The sequence below is a fragment of the Shewanella sp. DAU305 genome (genome assembly GCF_026802235.1).
Classification (GTDB): domain Bacteria; phylum Pseudomonadota; class Gammaproteobacteria; order Enterobacterales; family Shewanellaceae; genus Shewanella; species Shewanella baltica.
Genome location: NZ_CP113808.1, coordinates 3,979,454 through 3,995,555 on the forward strand (window position 1 = coordinate 3,979,454; position 16,102 = coordinate 3,995,555).

Genomic DNA, 16,102 nt, shown 5'->3' on the forward strand with positions numbered 1-16,102 from the left:
GGATAAACTCGCTTGACCATATATTCATACTCAAACCAGCGCACCCTTGGGTGCGCTTTCTTTTTAGGTCGTTTATGAGAAAGTTTTGATTGACAGCTAAGCCCTAGCCCTTTAGTTTTAAGCCCATGAAAATGATAACAGCAGCTTTTTTTACTTTCTTTTTTACACCCCCACTCTAGGAGGCGGATTTACTGTGTAAAAACGAAAGTAAAAATCCAAAGCCTCCCAACTGGGAGGCTTTTTTGTCTTAAACGATTGATAAAATACATGACGGCAATTGAGGTCAGAATGCATACACCACAGCCTTTAAATCAAACCCGAGAGCAGATCACCAATCTGGATAATGAACTGCTGGCATTACTCGCTGAGCGCCGTCGCTTAAGTCTAGAAGTGGCCCGTAGCAAAGAAGTGGATGTCAGACCCATCAGAGATACTCAAAGGGAGAAAGAACTGCTCGCTAGACTGGTGAAAGAAGGCAGAGAAAAGGGATTAGATGCCCACTATGTTATTTCCCTTTATCAGAGCATCATTGAAGATTCAGTATTGAATCAACAAGCTTACCTTCACGGCCGTGCCAATCCAGAAACACAAAAACAGCAGTATTGTATCGCCTACCTCGGTGCACGAGGCTCTTACTCTTATCTTGCAGCGACCCGTTATTGCCAACGCCGCCAAGTTGAAATGCTGGACCTAGGTTGCCAAAGTTTCGATGAAATAGTGCAAGCCGTTGAGTCTGGGCATGCTGATTATGGTTTCCTGCCGATTGAGAACACTTCCTCGGGTTCAATCAACGAAGTCTACGATGTACTGCAGCACACCAGTCTATCGATCGTTGGTGAAACGACGATTGAAGTCAGCCATTGCCTACTAGGCAAAGCTGGCAGTAAATTAGCTGACATCAAAACTGTCTATGCCCACCCTCAGCCTATTAGCCAATGCAGCAGATATTTAAGTCAGCACAAAGACTTGAGACTGGAGTACTGCTCAAGCAGCGCAGAAGCGATGGACAAGGTGAATCAAAGCCCAGATAACAGCGCAGCAGCGATTGGTAGCGCCGAAGGTGGTGCACTCTATCAACTAGAGTCGATAGAAGCGGGCTTAGCGAATCAGAAGATCAACCAAAGCCGCTTTATCGTTGTTGCCCGTAAAGCCGTTGCCGTGCCAGAGCAGTTACCCGCTAAGACCACGTTGATCATGGCGACGGGCCAAAAAGCCGGTGCTTTAGTGGAAGCTCTGCTGGTTCTGAAAGCGCATCAGTTAAACATGAGTAAATTAGAGTCACGCCCGATTCCAGGAACACCTTGGGAAGAGATGTTCTATTTAGATATCGACGCGAATATCTCCAGTGAATCTATGCAGGCGGGTTTAAAGCAACTCGAGCGGATCACCCGTTTTATCAAAGTATTAGGCTGTTATCCTTGTGAAACAGTCAAGCCCACGCAGCTAAGCAACAGCCAGTTACTGATTGAACCTAGCACCTCTAAGGATCAAGTCATCAGCGAGAATGGAGCAAATACCAGCCCTGTTCGATATAGCAAAGCCTATAAAGAGCAAGCTAGTGAGATCAACTGCGGTGCAATGACAATCGGTGCCGGGCATGTCGGTGCCATAGCGCAAATCACGCTGAATAATGATATTTCACACTTAGCGTTATCGGCTTTCGAGCAGCAAGTGAAACAGCTTAAAGAAGCGGGATTCCAAGCGGTTCTACTTAATGCTGTTAATCAAATGGCTATGGCGGAAGTGACCCTCGCTAAACTGCGCCAAATCCTGCATCAATATGGTCTAGTGTGCATTATTGCCATAGAGCAAGAAGCCGATATGCCATTAGCCGTTCAGCACGCCGATATGCTGTTTCTAGCGGGTAAGCAGATGTTTAATCAAACCTTACTCACTCAAGCGGGTACGTTGCCAATACCTTTGATACTTGAACGTAACGATATGGCAAGTTTTGAAGAATTACTCACGGCAACAGAAGTGATCTTAAGCCAAGGTAATCAGCAACTGATCCTGTGTGACTCTGGCATTAGAACCTTAAATAACGCCAATCTACCCTCACTCGATTTAACGAGCCTGATCCAGATTAAAGCCACGAGTCATTTGCCCATTTTGATCAACCCTAGCTATGCCGTATCAGATGATGCCCTACTGGTTCAAACCCAAGGTATTAAGCAGCTTAAAGTGGATGGATTGATACTCAATTGCCCACTCGATAGCAGTGATGACCATGAGTCGCTTAATTTAATTAGCGCTGTGGTGCGGGAATTATATCGAGCGGACTAACGCTTTTATCTTGAGTGATTTAATCTTAACTGAATTGTGGTTAGTTCGAAGTGTATTCAGGGATAAATGAGACTTCTTTTATCCCTGATTGACTGAAATAAGCCTGCAAGTCAGCGTGATGACTAACAGGCTTAATATTGTTTACTATCGCTGCCCAGTCATCCTTTATGCATTTTCAGAAGAGCCGACAGCCCTCGATGGTTCGGTAACCGCATTACTCCTGCGGATAAGCCCTGTCATAGTAGAGCCCTGCACTAGAATCGAAAATACGACGACGGCATAGGTCATCACTAACAATAATTCCCTCAGCTCCACACCACCAATGGCATCTATGACAATCCCCTCAGGTAAACTCATCGCCATCGCGAGTGCTAATCCTCCCCTTAAACCACCCCAAATCAGAATCGTCTCTGCATAGGGGTTGTAAGACTTAAACAACCTAAAGCCCAGATAAGGCAATAACACACTCACGGCACGCGCCAATAACACCAATGGAATAGCCACAAACATAAACCACCACAATGGCGCTTTAAAAGTGACTAACAAAAGCAGTAAGCCGAGTAGTAGGAAAAGTAATGCATTGAAGAAAGATTCAATCAGCGACCAAAATGTCAGTAGTTTCACTCGCTCGTGGCGGGCAAAAAACTTAGGCACACTGAAATTACCTATGATGATACCTGCACTCACCATAGCTAAAGGCCCAGAAACCCCAAACACTTCAGCCATCACATATCCCGCGGTTGGGATCAGCAAAGTGACCAACATCAATTGCGTTTCTTCCTCGCAATAGCGGAAAAAATGATGCAGCAGAAAACCAAGAACGCCACCATAAATAACCCCGCCTAACGCCTCACGAATAAATAACTCAGAGATATGGATAAACGTCAGCGGTTCAGTAGAGAAGGCTAATTGCGATATCGCCACAAAAATCACTAACCCTATGCCATCGTTAAATAAAGATTCACCTTCCACTTGGATAGCAATATCTTCCGGTGCGCCCATTTTCTTTAAAATAGCCAAAACGGCGATGGGGTCGGTTGGTGAAATCAAGGCGCCAAACAGCAAGCAGTGGCTGAGTTGTAGCGGTAGACCCAACATAGGCGCGACCCAAAATAACAGTCCTCCTATGATAAAGGTCGATAATAAAGTGCTGACAAAGGCGAGGATTAAAATCTCCCACTTCTGATGCCTCAGTATTTTTAAACGGATCTGCAATGCGCCGGCAAAGAGTAAAAAACCTAACATGCCATTGAGCAGCAAGGCTTGAAAATCGAGCTTCTCTAAGCCTGAGACAAAATACAGATAGACATGCCCGCCTAAGGCCTTTCCCCCTAGGAGTAATAACAAACTCATGCCTAGGGCGATAGCCGTAATGGCCACAGTTTCCTGCAGTTTATGGACGCGTGAAGAGACAACTGAAGTGACTAGCGCCAAGGCGCAGAGGATACACAGAATTTGGTAACTGGACATAAGAGCCTCTAAAAATCATCAATTTAGAGACTCTAGCACAAGTTTAGATTTCTAAACCATCCAATAGACTTAACCACCCTTTAATGATCCTGTGGCAAAACCAAATGATCCCAAAGAGATAAATCGAAAGACTGAGCCAAGTTAACGGCACGCAATAGCCGAGCACTAACAAGCCAAGAAAGGCGACATTAGAATGCCGTTGCCAACGCAAATGCGACGCCAATAATGGATTACCATGGGATTGACGTTGGGAAACATTAATGAACAAACTTAGCAGCACGGGAAGTAATAATAAGGGAAAGCCCGACATCAAGGCGTACAACAAATGCCCCAGAGAACGGTCTTCAATTTTTGCGGCATAAGTGGTTGTCATTGTCATTGAGAGACTCCAGCCAGACTAATGGACTGGGCGCAAACATCATACGCCCTTGTCATTAACCTTACGTTCTCACTGAGATAAGCGCAACTAAGGATTAGAAATATTTCCATCCATTTAAGAATAAGCCTGATAAGCCCTGTGTAACTGTCACTAATTAATCAGCGCGCTAGAGTTTAAGTGTCACATCGGATGTTAGCGTTGTAGAGCACGCCAGTACAAAACCCGCGTCAATTTCCGCAGGACTCAGTGTCATCACACTCGTTGATGTGGTTTCTCCCTCCAAGACTTGGCATTTACAAGCACCGCACACGCCCGAACGACAGGCAGCAATAATCGGTAATCCTTCAGACTCGATTCCCTCAAGTAAACTCTGCCCTTGTGCTAGCTTTGTGCTGCGATCGCCAATAGCTAAGTTAAAAATAGGCAAGGTAAAAGCCTCTGCTTGTGGATTATCATGCGTTTCAGTAGGTGAATTTGCTTGCATTAGCTGATGACGTGCGGCTTTCTCCGCGGTGGCAAAACTCTCATGGTGCAACTGACTCATATCAAAATTGAGTTCGGCCAATAACACTTTTACTGCCTGCATATAAGGCTCAGGTCCGCAGAGATAAACCGTTCGCTCAGTAACATCAGGCACTAAGGTTTGCAGCATCTGCGCAGTTAATCGCCCTATATCAAAGCTTATCTTTGGAGAGAATAAAAGTGATTCGGTCGCAGACTCCAGCGCATAGCTGAGTTTGAATGCGTTAAAGCGGTTTGCCATCGTCTCCAATGATGATTTAAAGATAATATCGGCGTCTGAGCGCGTGCTGTGCACAAAGGCAATATCGGCATCAATTTGAGTGTCAGTTAGATAACGTGACATCGAATACATGGGCGTAATGCCGCAACCGGCACTCAAAAACAAGTATTTCGCCGCAGGGATATCAATTAAATTAAATTGCCCCGTCGGTTGCAGTACGCGCACACGCTGGCCTGGCAGCAAGTGATCAATAAGATAATTAGACACCAGTCCACCCGCCACACGCTTAATCGTCACCATCAAGGAATAGGGTCTCGATGGTGATGAGGACAAGGTATAACTGCGGCATACTTGCTCGCCGTTAATGTCGAGCACAAAGGTCATAAACTGGCCGGGCTTATAGTCAAACTTCATCGGCTCGCCCGCCTGAAAACGAAAACTCACCACATCGATAGTTTCATTCCAACGTTCGACGCACACCAGTTCGCTAAGCGCTGGTCCGTTTCGCGCTGGCTCGGCGTGCACCAATGGACTAACACTCTCAGGTTTATGGGGCAAAGCTGATATTGCCTCTGTCATCACACTCAAATTTATCGCATTCATAGCATTTTTACCTGCAACACACTGCGGTTTAACCCTCGGCAAAACCGAAAGAAAACCGCAGTTAAACAACGACTAATTACTGATTTAAATCGCTATTTTCAGCTGATTTCAGCAATGAGCACCGACTGATTTACGCCACGTTCAACATGGTCTTTAAATCAGCCTCAACAGTGGTGGTATTGCGTAAGCCAAACTTTTCTTCCAAAATTTTAGCGAGATTAGCGGTTAAGAATGCAGGCGGCGTCGGGCCTGTGCGAATATTTTTCACGCCGAGTGATAACAACGTCAGCAACACCACAATGGCTTTTTGTTCGAACCAAGAAAGCACTAAACTCAAAGGTAATTCATTGATATCGCATTCGAATACTTCAGCTAATGCAATCGCTAACTGAATCGCAGAATAGGCATCGTTACACTGGCCCACATCAAGCAAACGTGGGATACCGTTAATGTCACCAAATTCGAGTTTATTGAATTTGTACTTGCCGCAGCCTAAGGTCAAAATTAATGAATCCTTAGGCGTCGATTTCGCAAGTTCAGTAAAGTAGCTTCTGTCGGCCTTGTCACCATCGCAGCCGCCGACGAGGAAGAAGTGTTTAATCGCGCCACTTTTTACATTTTCAACCACTGCTGGCGCAGCCGCCATCAAGGCATTGCGGGCAAAACCAATAGTGATAGTGTGGGGGATTTCATCATAGATAAAGCCTTCTAGTGCCAACGCCTTATCAATCACAGCCGAGAAATCATCGCCTTCGATATGCACCACCCCAGGCCAACCAACAATGCTGCGGGTAAAGATACGATCGCTATAACTGCCCACATTGGGGTCGATAATGCAGTTGGACGTCATCACCACAGCACCGGGGAAATTGGCAAACTCTTGCTGCTGATTCTGCCAAGCACTGCCGTAATTTCCGACAAGATGCGGGTATTTTTTAAAGGCAGGATACGCCAGTGCGGGCAACATTTCGCCGTGGGTAAACACATTAATGCCCTTACCGACTGTCTGCTCAAGGATAAGCTCTAAATCCTTCATATCATGACCAGAGACTAAAATTGCCTTGCCCTTAACGGACTTAGTATTTACAACTGTTGGCTCTGGATGACCAAAGGCCTGAGTTTCACCCGCATCCAGCATGGCCATTATGCGGTAGTTCAACTGACCAATATCCATCGCAGTGGTAAATAGTTTATCGCCATCGACACTCGGCTCACCTAAGAAAGACATGATTTCATGGAAGCGCCCAGCAACATCGGCATCAGTCTGTCCCAACACGCGAGCATGTTCCATATAAGCAGCCGCGCCCTTAAGGCCATATAAACACAATAGTCTTAACCCCATGATGTCTTCATGAACGTCATGCTTATCTTTATTCAGCAGTGCAATTGGTGCCTGCGCGAGCATTTCAATCTTACTGGTCCCCAGCACTAACTGAGCGACTTGCGGCACTTGCTCAACGGCAATGCCCGCTTGTTCACAAGCCGCTTCGTAAGAAGCTTTTAACTGAGCACGATAATTAGCCGCCTGCTGGGTATAGGCCATAATGCGCTCGTCATCGAAATTTACGTTGGTGAGGGTCGCGAAAAAGGCTTTAGGCACAAAACTATCAATTTCAGCATCGATAATGCCCAGCTCGCGGGCTTTAACCGCATACACAGACACGCCTTGCAGCATATAAATCAACAAATCTTGCAGATCAGACGTTGCCGCCAACTTGCCGCACATACCTTGGGAATAACTACAACCATTGCCAGCGGGTGTACGAATGGTTTGCTCACACTGAATACAGAACATGGATAGACTCCTAATTTAAATTCATGCTTTATTTTTGCATGTTTAAAACTAGTCTACCTAAACACACCATAAGCGACAGTCATTTTTAGAATGAGATGCTAAATGTTAGAGAAAGATCACTTTAAGTGATCGCTAATAAAGGTTATAAAACCTGCCAAAAATCCATAAAAAAACGCCCGTCAATGACGGGCGTTTTTAAGAGTAACTTACTCTTTATTAATTGGTTTTCATATCATTGACCGATTGCAGCATAATGCGGCTTTCACGCTGGAATTGAGGGGCAAAATCCCCAAACCATTTAGCGACGGTTTGGAACTGCTTAATAAACTCGTTCCTGTCGCCGCGTTTTAGTAGTTCTAACGCTTCACGGTAGTTGTCTAAGTAATCACCAATAGCATGTTGGCTATCTTGCTGGGCAAAAATAATATCGGCGTAAAGCTCTGGGCTTTGGGCGAATAAGCGCCCTACCATAGCCAATTCTAAGCGGTAAATCGGCGAGCTAAATTGCAGTAAAGTATCAATATCAGCCTCTTCCTTGCACAGATTCAAACCATACACAAAGGTCGAGAAGTGGCGCATCGCCTGCACTAACTGCATTGCACTGTCGTGACGTTCGGGCTCTGCTTCGACAATCCGCGCGCCCCAAATAGCGATCTGCTCAAGCAACCATTGGTATTTCTCCGGCGAGCGGCCGTGGCACACCACCACGACTTGTTTCGCCAGACTGCCCACATCGGGACCAAACATAGGATGGAAACCGACGACAGGACCAGAATGCGCCTCAAGCATGGCTTTAACCGGCTCTGTCTTGATGGAGGTCAAATCCGCCAGAATACAGTCGGCTGGTAATTGGGTCAGCTTTTCGCGAATAAGCTCGCAAGTAATCGCAATCGGCACAGTCACTAACACCATGCCCGCATCGGCAAATAGGCTATCTGCTTGCTGCCAATCATCTTTATCGAGCAGATTCACTTGGTAGCCAGATAAGGTCAGCATTTGTGAAAACAGTCCACCGAGTTGCCCTTTACCGCCGACAATCACCACTGAGCCGAGATCTTTTTTAACTTGCTTAAAGCCAACATCTTTTTCATTGAGATAAGACTCACGCATCAGACGACGTAAAATATCTTCAATTAATTGCGGCGCAATCCCCATGTTTTTCGCTTCTTCGCGGCGTTTAGCGAGCATGGCGGCTTCACGCTGCGGTGCATAAATCGGTAAACCGGCGCCGTGTTTCACTGTGCCCACTTGCGCCACGAGATCCAAGCGCTTACGCAGTAAATGCAATAATTGCTGATCGACACCATCAATCAGACCGCGAAGATGTTCTAATTCGGCCGTTGTTTTTTCATTCATACCTGAGTCCATTAAGCTGTAGCCAATTTAAGCGTTAGCTACTTTAAGCATATCGAAGCGTGCCGGGAGTATTGAAGATAACTTCACCGCGCCGTCACGTAAAATGGTTTCTGTTTTTTCCCAGTTAATACAGGAATCTGTCACAGATACACCATAAGCTAACTCGCTTAATGGCTTATCGCAGCTTTGATTGCCTTCATTTAAATGGCTTTCAAGCATGACGCCGATGATCGATTTATTGCCATTATAAATCTGCTCGAACACATCTTCACACACAGGCTTTTGGCGGCTGTAGTCTTTGGATGAATTGCCATGGCTGCAATCGATGATCAAACGTGCATTGAGTTTGGCTTTATGAAGCTGCGCCTCACATTCTGCCACGCTTGCGGCATCGTAGTTGGGTGTTGCACCGCCGCGTAAAATCACATGACCATCGGGATTGCCCGCAGTTTGTAATAAGGCGACTTGGCCCTGTTGGTTAATGCCCATAAATCTGTGACTGCTGGCTGCTGATTTTAGCGCATTAATCGCCACATCGAGCTTACCATCGGTGCCATTTTTAAAGCCTACTGGCATAGAAAGACCCGATGCCATTTCCCTATGGGTTTGCGATTCTGTGGTTCGGGCCCCAATGGCCGACCAAGTCACTAGCTCAGAAATGTACTGAGGGCTGATAGGATCAAGCGCTTCAGTGGCGACTGGTAGCCCTAATTCGGCCAACCAAATCATCAGCTCACGGGCCATTTTCAGACCCTTTTCGACATCGAAGGATTCATCCATATCGGGATCGTTGATCATGCCTTTCCAACCTACTGTGGTACGCGGCTTTTCAAAGTACACTCGCATTAAGATGTAAAACTCATCACTGAGTTCATCGTGCAGGGTTTTAAGCCTTAAAGCGTATTCCTTAGCGGCGGCGATATCATGGATGGAGCAAGGCCCCGTGACGATCAATACTCGATTGTCGCGCTTATGGACAATATCAGCCACGGTTTTGCGGGCATTGAGGATATAACGATAAGCATGCTCAGAAAGTGGCAAGGCATTTTTAAGCTCTTGCGGCGTGATTAAAACTTTCTCTGAACTGATGTGTACGTTGTTAATCGTATCTTGTTGCATGCTTACCACCTAAGACTTAGTGTTTAACCCAGTTATCGAAGCAGGACTTCAAGTCAGCTTGGGCATTCATTTCGGAAGAAAAATAGCGTAAATCCATCGCAATGTACTTTTGTAATGCTACACCATTACAATCAGGCGATCACTATGCCTGTTCATTCTCTTTAGATCAAGTATAAATACTCAAAAAACAGCAACAAAAAACCGCCACTAGGGCGGTTTTCTGTGCGAACACTACGTCTTTTTTTCTGTAGCGGTAACTATTACTTAGTTGCCAGCTTCTCACGGATACGTGCAGATTTACCTGAACGATCACGCAGATAGTACAGTTTGGCGCGACGAACGCGACCACGACGCTTAACTTCAATGCTAGCGATCAGTGGGCTGTGCGTTTGGAAAGCACGCTCAACACCTTCGCCATTAGAGATTTTACGTACTGTGAATGCAGAGTGCAGACCACGGTTACGCTTAGCAATTACAACGCCTTCAAAAGCCTGTAAACGCTCTTTATCGCCTTCTTTAACACGAACCTGAACTACTACTGTATCACCAGCACCAAACGCAGGTACGTCTTGTTTCATTTGCTCATCGTTGAGCATTTTAATGATGTTGTTCATAACTTACTCCGTTCTAGAATTAACTGAGCTACGACTAAGCATGCTTGTTCATTGCTTCAACGAACTGCGCTAATAGAGTCGTTTGTTCGTCAGTCAGAGCTAGATTTTGCAATAATTCTGGCCGTCTCAGTAAAGTCCTACCAAGGCTTTGCTGTAAACGCCAGAGTCTAATTTGTTCGTGGTTGCCACTTAGCAGCACTGCTGGTACGTCAACACCATCAAGGCTTTCAGGGCGAGTGTAATGTGGACAATCCAGTAAACCGTCGGAGAAAGAATCTTGCTCCGCCGAAGCTTGTTTTCCTAGCACGCCAGGAACCAATCTCGATACTGAATCTATCAGAGTCATCGCCGGTAATTCGCCGCCCGAAAGCACGTAATCCCCTATCGACCACTCTTCATCCACTTCCGTTTGAATGATGCGTTCATCAATACCTTCGTATCGACCACAGACCAAAATCAAACGTGATGATTGAGCCAACTCAGTGACGCCTTGCTGATCCAGCTTGCGTCCTTGAGGTGACAAGTAAATCACCTTCGCACCTTCACCCGCTGCGGCTTTCGCTGCATAGATGGCATCGCGCAAGGGTTGCACCATCATCAACATTCCGGGACCACCGCCGTAAGGCCTGTCATCTACCGTATTATGTCTATCATGGGTGAAATCACGGGGATTCCACGTGTGCAACTCGAGCAGGCCGTTTTTCACGGCTCGACCCGTAACTCCAAAGTCTGTCACGGCACGGAACATCTCTGGGAACAGGGTTATTACCCCTAACCACATCTGTTGTACCTCGACTTAGAAGTCAGGATCCCAATCCACTAAAATCTGTTTACCTTGCAGGTCCACCGTTTTGATGAACTGCTCAGGGACAAAGGGGATCATACGTTCCACTTTGCCGAAACTATCTTTAGCGTTGGCTTTAACGAGTAATACGTCGTTCGATCCTGTTTCCACGATCTGATCGACAATTCCCATGTTATAGCCAGTTGTATTGACCACTTCGCAACCGATGAGATCACGCCAGTAGAATTCATCTGCTGGCAAATCGTTCATCTGTTCCGGCAAAATCGCAATCTCACAATTTGTGAGCATTTGCGCTTGCTCCCGTGTTTCTACGCCATCAAGTAAGGCAACAACGGCCTTGCCTTGATAACGCCACTGGGTGACCTTTATTTCGCGCCACTCACCATTTTCTTTAATAAGCCAAGGCGAGTAGTCAAAGATACCTTCAACAGAATCGGTATAGGCGGTGATTTTCAGCCAACCTTTAATGCCATGACAGGAGCCTAATTTCCCCAGTACGACTGGCTGTTGGTTACTGCTCATCAATCTATACCTTAACGCTATTAAGCTGTTGCTTTACGAGCGTCTTTGATCAATTTTGCTACGCGTTCTGTAGCAGCTGCACCGTTAGAAACCCAGTGCTCAACGCGAGCTAGGTCTAAACGTAATGTTTCTTCTTGGCCACGGGCCAATGGGTTGAAGAAACCTACACGCTCAATGAAACGACCGTCACGAGCGTTACGGCTATCAGCAACAACGATGTTGTAAAATGGACGCTTTTTTGCGCCGCCACGAGCTAAACGAATGGTAACCATGCGTTTTCAATCCTCTAATGATTTGCTTTGAAGCAAAAATAAAAACTGGAACCCCGTGTTCGCGAAGAGTCCCAGATAGAAAGCCGGAAGATTTTACCTGAGTTTCCAACTAATGCAACTAAAGATGGCGATTATTACGCCTGCGTCCTTCGTTAGCGGTTCATTGTTACCAGAGTCAACCGACTGATAAAGTGCTAGGTTTAACTAAAAATGTCCGATTAACGGCCTGGAAATTTCATTCCAGGCGGCATCATGCCACGCATTCCGCGCATCATTTTTTGCATGCCGCCCTTAGCAGACATTTTTTTCATCATCTTTTGCATTTGCGTAAACTGTTTCAATAAACGGTTTACGTCTTGGATTTGCGTGCCAGAACCCGCAGCAATACGACGCTTGCGTGAGCCCTTGATTAAATCAGGGTTCTTACGCTCTTTGGACGTCATCGAATTAATGATGGCTTCCATTTGGCCTGTCATCTTGCCGTCTTGGATTTGCGCTAAGGCTTCTGGTGGCAATTGACCCACACCGGGCAGTTTTTCCAGCATGTTCATCATGCCGCCCATGTTTTTCATTTGCTGTAACTGCTCACGGAAATCTTCTAAATCAAAACTGCCACCCTGCTTCACTTTCGAAGCCAGTTTCATGGCCTTTTCTTTATCGACGCCGCGCTCAACTTCTTCGATAAGCGATAACACATCGCCCATACCCAAAATACGCGAGGCAATACGATCGGGATGGAACGGTTCTAACGCATCGGTTTTTTCACCGACACCGAGGAATTTAATCGGCTTGCCGGTAATATGACGAATCGATAACGCTGCACCACCGCGGGCATCACCATCGACTTTGGTTAAGATAACCCCTGTCAGTGGTAAAGCTTCGTTAAACGCCTTAGCCGTGTTCGCCGCATCTTGACCTGTCATAGCATCAACAACGAACAAGGTCTCGATAGGCTTGACCGCAGCGTGTAAGCCTTTGATCTCGTCCATCATGGCTTCGTCGACGTGCAGACGACCCGCGGTATCGAGGATCACCACATCGATGAACTTTAATTTAGCGTGGGCAATCGCCGCTTTCGCAATGTCGATTGGCTTTTGGCTGACGTCCGATGGGAAAAACTCCACAGCGACTTCTTGCGCTAATGTCTCAAGCTGTTTGATCGCCGCAGGGCGGTAAACGTCGGCACTAACCACCAATACCGATTTTTTATGGCGTTCGCGTAAAAATTTACCCAGTTTGGCCACACTGGTGGTTTTACCCGCACCTTGCAAACCCGCCATCATGATCACGGCTGGCGGCTGAGTGGCTAAATCTAAGGCTTCATTCGCCTCACCCATGGATTTTTCAAGTTCACTTTGAACTATCTTAATGAAGGCTTGACCAGGGCTTAAGCTTTTAGAGACTTCTTGGCCAACGGCACGTTCTTTTACATTATTAACGAATTCGCGCACCACAGGCAGGGCAACATCGGCCTCCAGCAGTGCCATACGCACTTCGCGCAGGGTTTCCTTAACGTTTTCTTCAGTTAAGCGACCACGGCCACTGATATTTTTCAGTGTGCGTGACAGTCTGTCGGTTAGGTTCTCAAACATCGTCCTGTTCTATACCTTTAAGAATCTCGATTGATGGGCTGTATTATAACGATGCATGCGCATTATGCTACTGCTGCACCCATCTTGATTGTGGTTAAGTGTTTTACTTGAGCTGAGTCATGTTTTATTGTCGTTAACACACTATTTAACCCTAACAATAAGAATCTGCTAAATTTTGCAACTCATGTCACTGCCCATTTGCCGACAGCTCATGTTATTCTAGGGAAAATATTGATCTGTATGCCCCGTTTATAAGGCACCTTTAACTACACAAATAGGTTAATTACCCATGGTCATCTTTTCTGCCTCAGCCATGTTTTTTTATTGCATTGCATTGGTACTAGTGACGAGTCGATTGTTCCACCCCGACGGTCCGAATCGCCGCGCCGTCGCAGGTATAGCTGCTATTGCGGTCATTCTGCATGCTGCAGCATTATCCCAAGTGATTTTCACCACCGATGGGCAAAACTTTAGCCTGACGAACGTGATTTCCTTAGTGAACTGGATTATCGCCTTTACTTTTACAGTGTTGATGTTCAGGCTGAAGGTGATTGTTGTAGTGCCCGTGGTTTACGCCTGTTCTGTGCTCTCGGTGGCCCTACTCTGGTTATTGCCGCCTAAGTTCATCACGCATTTTGAGCTTTATCCTGAAGTATTAGCCCACGTCGTATTGTCACTCATGGCCTACAGTGCCCTGATGATAGCCGCCCTGTATGCGATACAACTGGCGATGATCCAAAATAAGCTGAAGAAAAAGCAATTTATGCTGAGCCCAGGTATTCCGCCACTGATGACAGTTGAGAAACAACTTTATCATTTAGTGATTATCGGCGTTATCTTGCTCAGTTTGTCACTCGCAACTGGCTTTATCTTCCTTGAAGACATGTTCGCCGATGGCAAAGGTCATAAGGCAATCCTGTCGATAATGGCTTGGTTTGTATACATAACTATGTTGTGGCAACAGTATTGGGTCGGCTGTAAAATTCGTACCGCAGTCATTTACACTTTGACTGGCGCCACCTTACTTTCGCTCGCTTATTTTGGCGCGCGCATTGTCAAAGAGTTAATCCTCAACTAAACATTTAAGTCGGCAAAGGCAGTTAATGCCGCTGCCGACTTGACACTTTTTTTAAATGTCGGTATTTACTTAAGTTTACTGGCCATATTGGAGCCTTTTTTGGACGCTATATCGACAAGCGCACTCCTGATCGTTTTATTAGTGCTTATCCTATTCTCAGCCTATTTCTCAGGCTCAGAAACCGCCATGATGACACTCAATCGTTACCGTCTACGCCACTTAGCCAGCAATGGCCATAAAGGGGCGATTAGAGCTTTGAAGTTACTTGAGCGTCCTGACCGTTTGATTGGTTTGATCTTAATCGGCAATAACTTAGTCAATATTTTAGCATCGGCTATCGCCACTATTATTGGTATGCGCCTCTGGGGGGACTTAGGTGTCGCCATCGCTACCGGTGTGCTGACACTCGTTGTATTGGTATTTGCTGAAGTCACACCCAAAACCATCGCCGCACTCAATCCCGAACGTATCGCCTTCCCCTCCAGCATACTACTGCGCTGGTTGTTGATCCTATTAGCGCCCTTCGTGAAAGGCGTAAACCTCATCACGTCAGGCTTTTTACGTTTAATGGGAATTAAAACCGTTAATAGCAGCGATGCGTTGAGCCAAGAAGAGTTGCGTACTGTCGTACATGAAGCAGGGGCTCTTATCCCCCAACGTCATCAAGAAATGCTGTTATCTATCCTAGATTTAGAGAAAGTCACCGTTGAAGACATTATGGTGCCGCGCTCAGATATCTACGGGATTAACGTTAATGACGAATTTAAAGTCATCAATCGTCAGGTGATCCAAAGCCCGCACACCCGAGTGTTAGTGTATCGCGACACAGTTGACGATGCGGTGGGCTTTATTCATTTGCGCGATGCCCTGCGATTACAATCTAAAGAGCAATTCAGCAAGTCATCTCTGCTGCGCGCAGTGAAAGAACTCTACTTTGTGCCAGAAGGTACGCCGCTCAATGTACAGCTGGCTAACTTTCAACAGAACAAAGAGCGTATCGGCTTAGTGGTTGATGAATATGGCGATATTCAAGGTCTAGTGACGCTCGAAGATATTCTCGAAGAGATTGTCGGCGACTTTACTACTTCAATGTTAACCACGCCGAGTGAAGATATCAAAGTGCAGCAAGATGGCAGTTACTTAGTCGATGCCAGCATTACCATTCGCGATTTGAATAAAGAAATGAAGTGGAACTTCCCGACCGACGGCCCTAAAACCCTCAACGGTCTGATCCTAGAATACCTAGAGGAAATCCCCTCAGCTAACACCAGTTTACGTTTAGCCGGTTATCCCTTAGAGATCATCGATGTAGCAGAAAATATGATTAAAACTGTGCGAATCATACCGCTGCACTATCACCCGCCCAGAGCTTAGCTTTCGATTTACCCCATAAAAAATCGGCCGAACCACATACTAATATGTAGTCCGGCCGACTGCTCCCCCGAGCAATACTTTTCCCAAGTGATGTAACG

The 16,102-nt window shown here is 46.2% G+C and carries 14 protein-coding genes and 1 other annotated feature; of the genes, 3 read left to right on the forward strand and 11 right to left on the reverse strand.

Features of this window, described 5'->3' with window-relative positions:
* Window positions 1-130 precede the first annotated feature (130 nt).
* Window positions 131-247, forward strand: a sequence feature (Phe leader region).
* Between the two features lie 41 nt (window positions 248-288).
* Window positions 289-2,283, forward strand: coding sequence for a chorismate mutase (locus tag OX890_RS16870; RefSeq protein WP_126492484.1), 1,995 nt, complete (start codon window positions 289-291; stop codon window positions 2,281-2,283).
* Between the two features lie 165 nt (window positions 2,284-2,448).
* Here OX890_RS16870 and OX890_RS16875 read toward each other — a convergent pair whose 3' ends face one another.
* From OX890_RS16875 to ffh, 11 genes are all read right to left on the reverse strand, one after another.
* Window positions 2,449-3,753: a cation:proton antiporter gene (locus OX890_RS16875; RefSeq protein ID WP_071939190.1), complete on the reverse strand. Its 1,305-nt coding sequence runs from the start codon at window positions 3,751-3,753 to the stop codon at window positions 2,449-2,451.
* A 43-nt stretch (window positions 3,754-3,796) separates the two neighbouring features.
* Window positions 3,797-4,132 (reverse strand): hypothetical protein, encoded by a 336-nt coding sequence (locus tag OX890_RS16880; RefSeq protein ID WP_006080796.1) that lies wholly within the window; start codon window positions 4,130-4,132, stop codon window positions 3,797-3,799.
* A 166-nt stretch (window positions 4,133-4,298) separates the two neighbouring features.
* Window positions 4,299-5,477: a hybrid-cluster NAD(P)-dependent oxidoreductase gene (locus OX890_RS16885; RefSeq protein WP_126492485.1), complete on the reverse strand. Its 1,179-nt coding sequence runs from the start codon at window positions 5,475-5,477 to the stop codon at window positions 4,299-4,301.
* Between the two features lie 130 nt (window positions 5,478-5,607).
* A complete protein-coding gene (gene hcp / locus OX890_RS16890; RefSeq protein ID WP_126492486.1) occupies window positions 5,608-7,272 on the reverse strand; it encodes a hydroxylamine reductase in 1,665 nt (554 codons plus the stop codon).
* 216 nt (window positions 7,273-7,488) lie between these two features.
* Window positions 7,489-8,628 (reverse strand): bifunctional chorismate mutase/prephenate dehydrogenase, encoded by a 1,140-nt coding sequence (gene tyrA, locus OX890_RS16895; protein WP_126492487.1) that lies wholly within the window; start codon window positions 8,626-8,628, stop codon window positions 7,489-7,491.
* A 27-nt stretch (window positions 8,629-8,655) separates the two neighbouring features.
* Complete coding sequence (locus OX890_RS16900) at window positions 8,656-9,747, reverse strand: 3-deoxy-7-phosphoheptulonate synthase (protein ID WP_006085074.1); 1,092 nt, start codon at window positions 9,745-9,747, stop codon at window positions 8,656-8,658.
* A gap of 260 nt (window positions 9,748-10,007) precedes the next feature.
* Window positions 10,008-10,361 (reverse strand): 50S ribosomal protein L19, encoded by a 354-nt coding sequence (rplS, locus tag OX890_RS16905; protein WP_006080791.1) that lies wholly within the window; start codon window positions 10,359-10,361, stop codon window positions 10,008-10,010.
* Window positions 10,362-10,395: 34 nt separating this feature from the next.
* Window positions 10,396-11,142, reverse strand: a complete 747-nt coding sequence (gene trmD, locus OX890_RS16910) for a tRNA (guanosine(37)-N1)-methyltransferase TrmD (protein WP_126492488.1) — start codon at window positions 11,140-11,142, stop codon at window positions 10,396-10,398.
* A gap of 15 nt (window positions 11,143-11,157) precedes the next feature.
* Window positions 11,158-11,688, reverse strand: coding sequence for a ribosome maturation factor RimM (rimM, locus tag OX890_RS16915; RefSeq protein ID WP_006080789.1), 531 nt, complete (start codon window positions 11,686-11,688; stop codon window positions 11,158-11,160).
* Window positions 11,689-11,708: 20 nt separating this feature from the next.
* The gene (gene rpsP / locus OX890_RS16920) at window positions 11,709-11,960 is read right to left on the reverse strand and encodes a 30S ribosomal protein S16 (RefSeq protein ID WP_006080788.1); all 252 of its coding nucleotides are present in this window, start codon (window positions 11,958-11,960) and stop codon (window positions 11,709-11,711) included.
* A gap of 218 nt (window positions 11,961-12,178) precedes the next feature.
* Window positions 12,179-13,552 (reverse strand): signal recognition particle protein, encoded by a 1,374-nt coding sequence (ffh, locus tag OX890_RS16925; protein WP_006080787.1) that lies wholly within the window; start codon window positions 13,550-13,552, stop codon window positions 12,179-12,181.
* Window positions 13,553-13,841: 289 nt separating this feature from the next.
* On the opposite strand from ffh, the gene OX890_RS16930 reads away from it, so the two are divergent.
* Both OX890_RS16930 and OX890_RS16935 read left to right on the forward strand, forming a co-directional pair.
* Window positions 13,842-14,630 (forward strand): cytochrome C assembly family protein, encoded by a 789-nt coding sequence (locus OX890_RS16930; RefSeq protein ID WP_006080786.1) that lies wholly within the window; start codon window positions 13,842-13,844, stop codon window positions 14,628-14,630.
* Between the two features lie 99 nt (window positions 14,631-14,729).
* Window positions 14,730-16,004, forward strand: a complete 1,275-nt coding sequence (locus tag OX890_RS16935) for an HlyC/CorC family transporter (protein WP_006080785.1) — start codon at window positions 14,730-14,732, stop codon at window positions 16,002-16,004.
* Window positions 16,005-16,102 lie beyond the last annotated feature (98 nt).

What these genes read in the sequence shown, in the direction of transcription:
- tyrA (WP_126492487.1), bottom strand. Translation starts at nt 8,628, where the DNA reads ATGAATGAAAAAACAACGGCCGAATTAGAACATCTTCGCGGTCTGATT.
- OX890_RS16870 (WP_126492484.1), top strand. Translation starts at nt 289, where the DNA reads ATGCATACACCACAGCCTTTAAATCAAACCCGAGAGCAGATCACCAAT.
- rpsP (WP_006080788.1), bottom strand. Translation starts at nt 11,960, where the DNA reads ATGGTTACCATTCGTTTAGCTCGTGGCGGCGCAAAAAAGCGTCCATTT.
- rimM (WP_006080789.1), bottom strand. Translation starts at nt 11,688, where the DNA reads ATGAGCAGTAACCAACAGCCAGTCGTACTGGGGAAATTAGGCTCCTGT.
- ffh (WP_006080787.1), bottom strand. Translation starts at nt 13,552, where the DNA reads ATGTTTGAGAACCTAACCGACAGACTGTCACGCACACTGAAAAATATC.
- OX890_RS16875 (WP_071939190.1), bottom strand. Translation starts at nt 3,753, where the DNA reads ATGTCCAGTTACCAAATTCTGTGTATCCTCTGCGCCTTGGCGCTAGTC.
- rplS (WP_006080791.1), bottom strand. Translation starts at nt 10,361, where the DNA reads ATGAACAACATCATTAAAATGCTCAACGATGAGCAAATGAAACAAGAC.
- OX890_RS16930 (WP_006080786.1), top strand. Translation starts at nt 13,842, where the DNA reads ATGGTCATCTTTTCTGCCTCAGCCATGTTTTTTTATTGCATTGCATTG.
- trmD (WP_126492488.1), bottom strand. Translation starts at nt 11,142, where the DNA reads ATGTGGTTAGGGGTAATAACCCTGTTCCCAGAGATGTTCCGTGCCGTG.
- hcp (WP_126492486.1), bottom strand. Translation starts at nt 7,272, where the DNA reads ATGTTCTGTATTCAGTGTGAGCAAACCATTCGTACACCCGCTGGCAAT.
- OX890_RS16900 (WP_006085074.1), bottom strand. Translation starts at nt 9,747, where the DNA reads ATGCAACAAGATACGATTAACAACGTACACATCAGTTCAGAGAAAGTT.
- OX890_RS16880 (WP_006080796.1), bottom strand. Translation starts at nt 4,132, where the DNA reads ATGACAATGACAACCACTTATGCCGCAAAAATTGAAGACCGTTCTCTG.
- OX890_RS16885 (WP_126492485.1), bottom strand. Translation starts at nt 5,477, where the DNA reads ATGAATGCGATAAATTTGAGTGTGATGACAGAGGCAATATCAGCTTTG.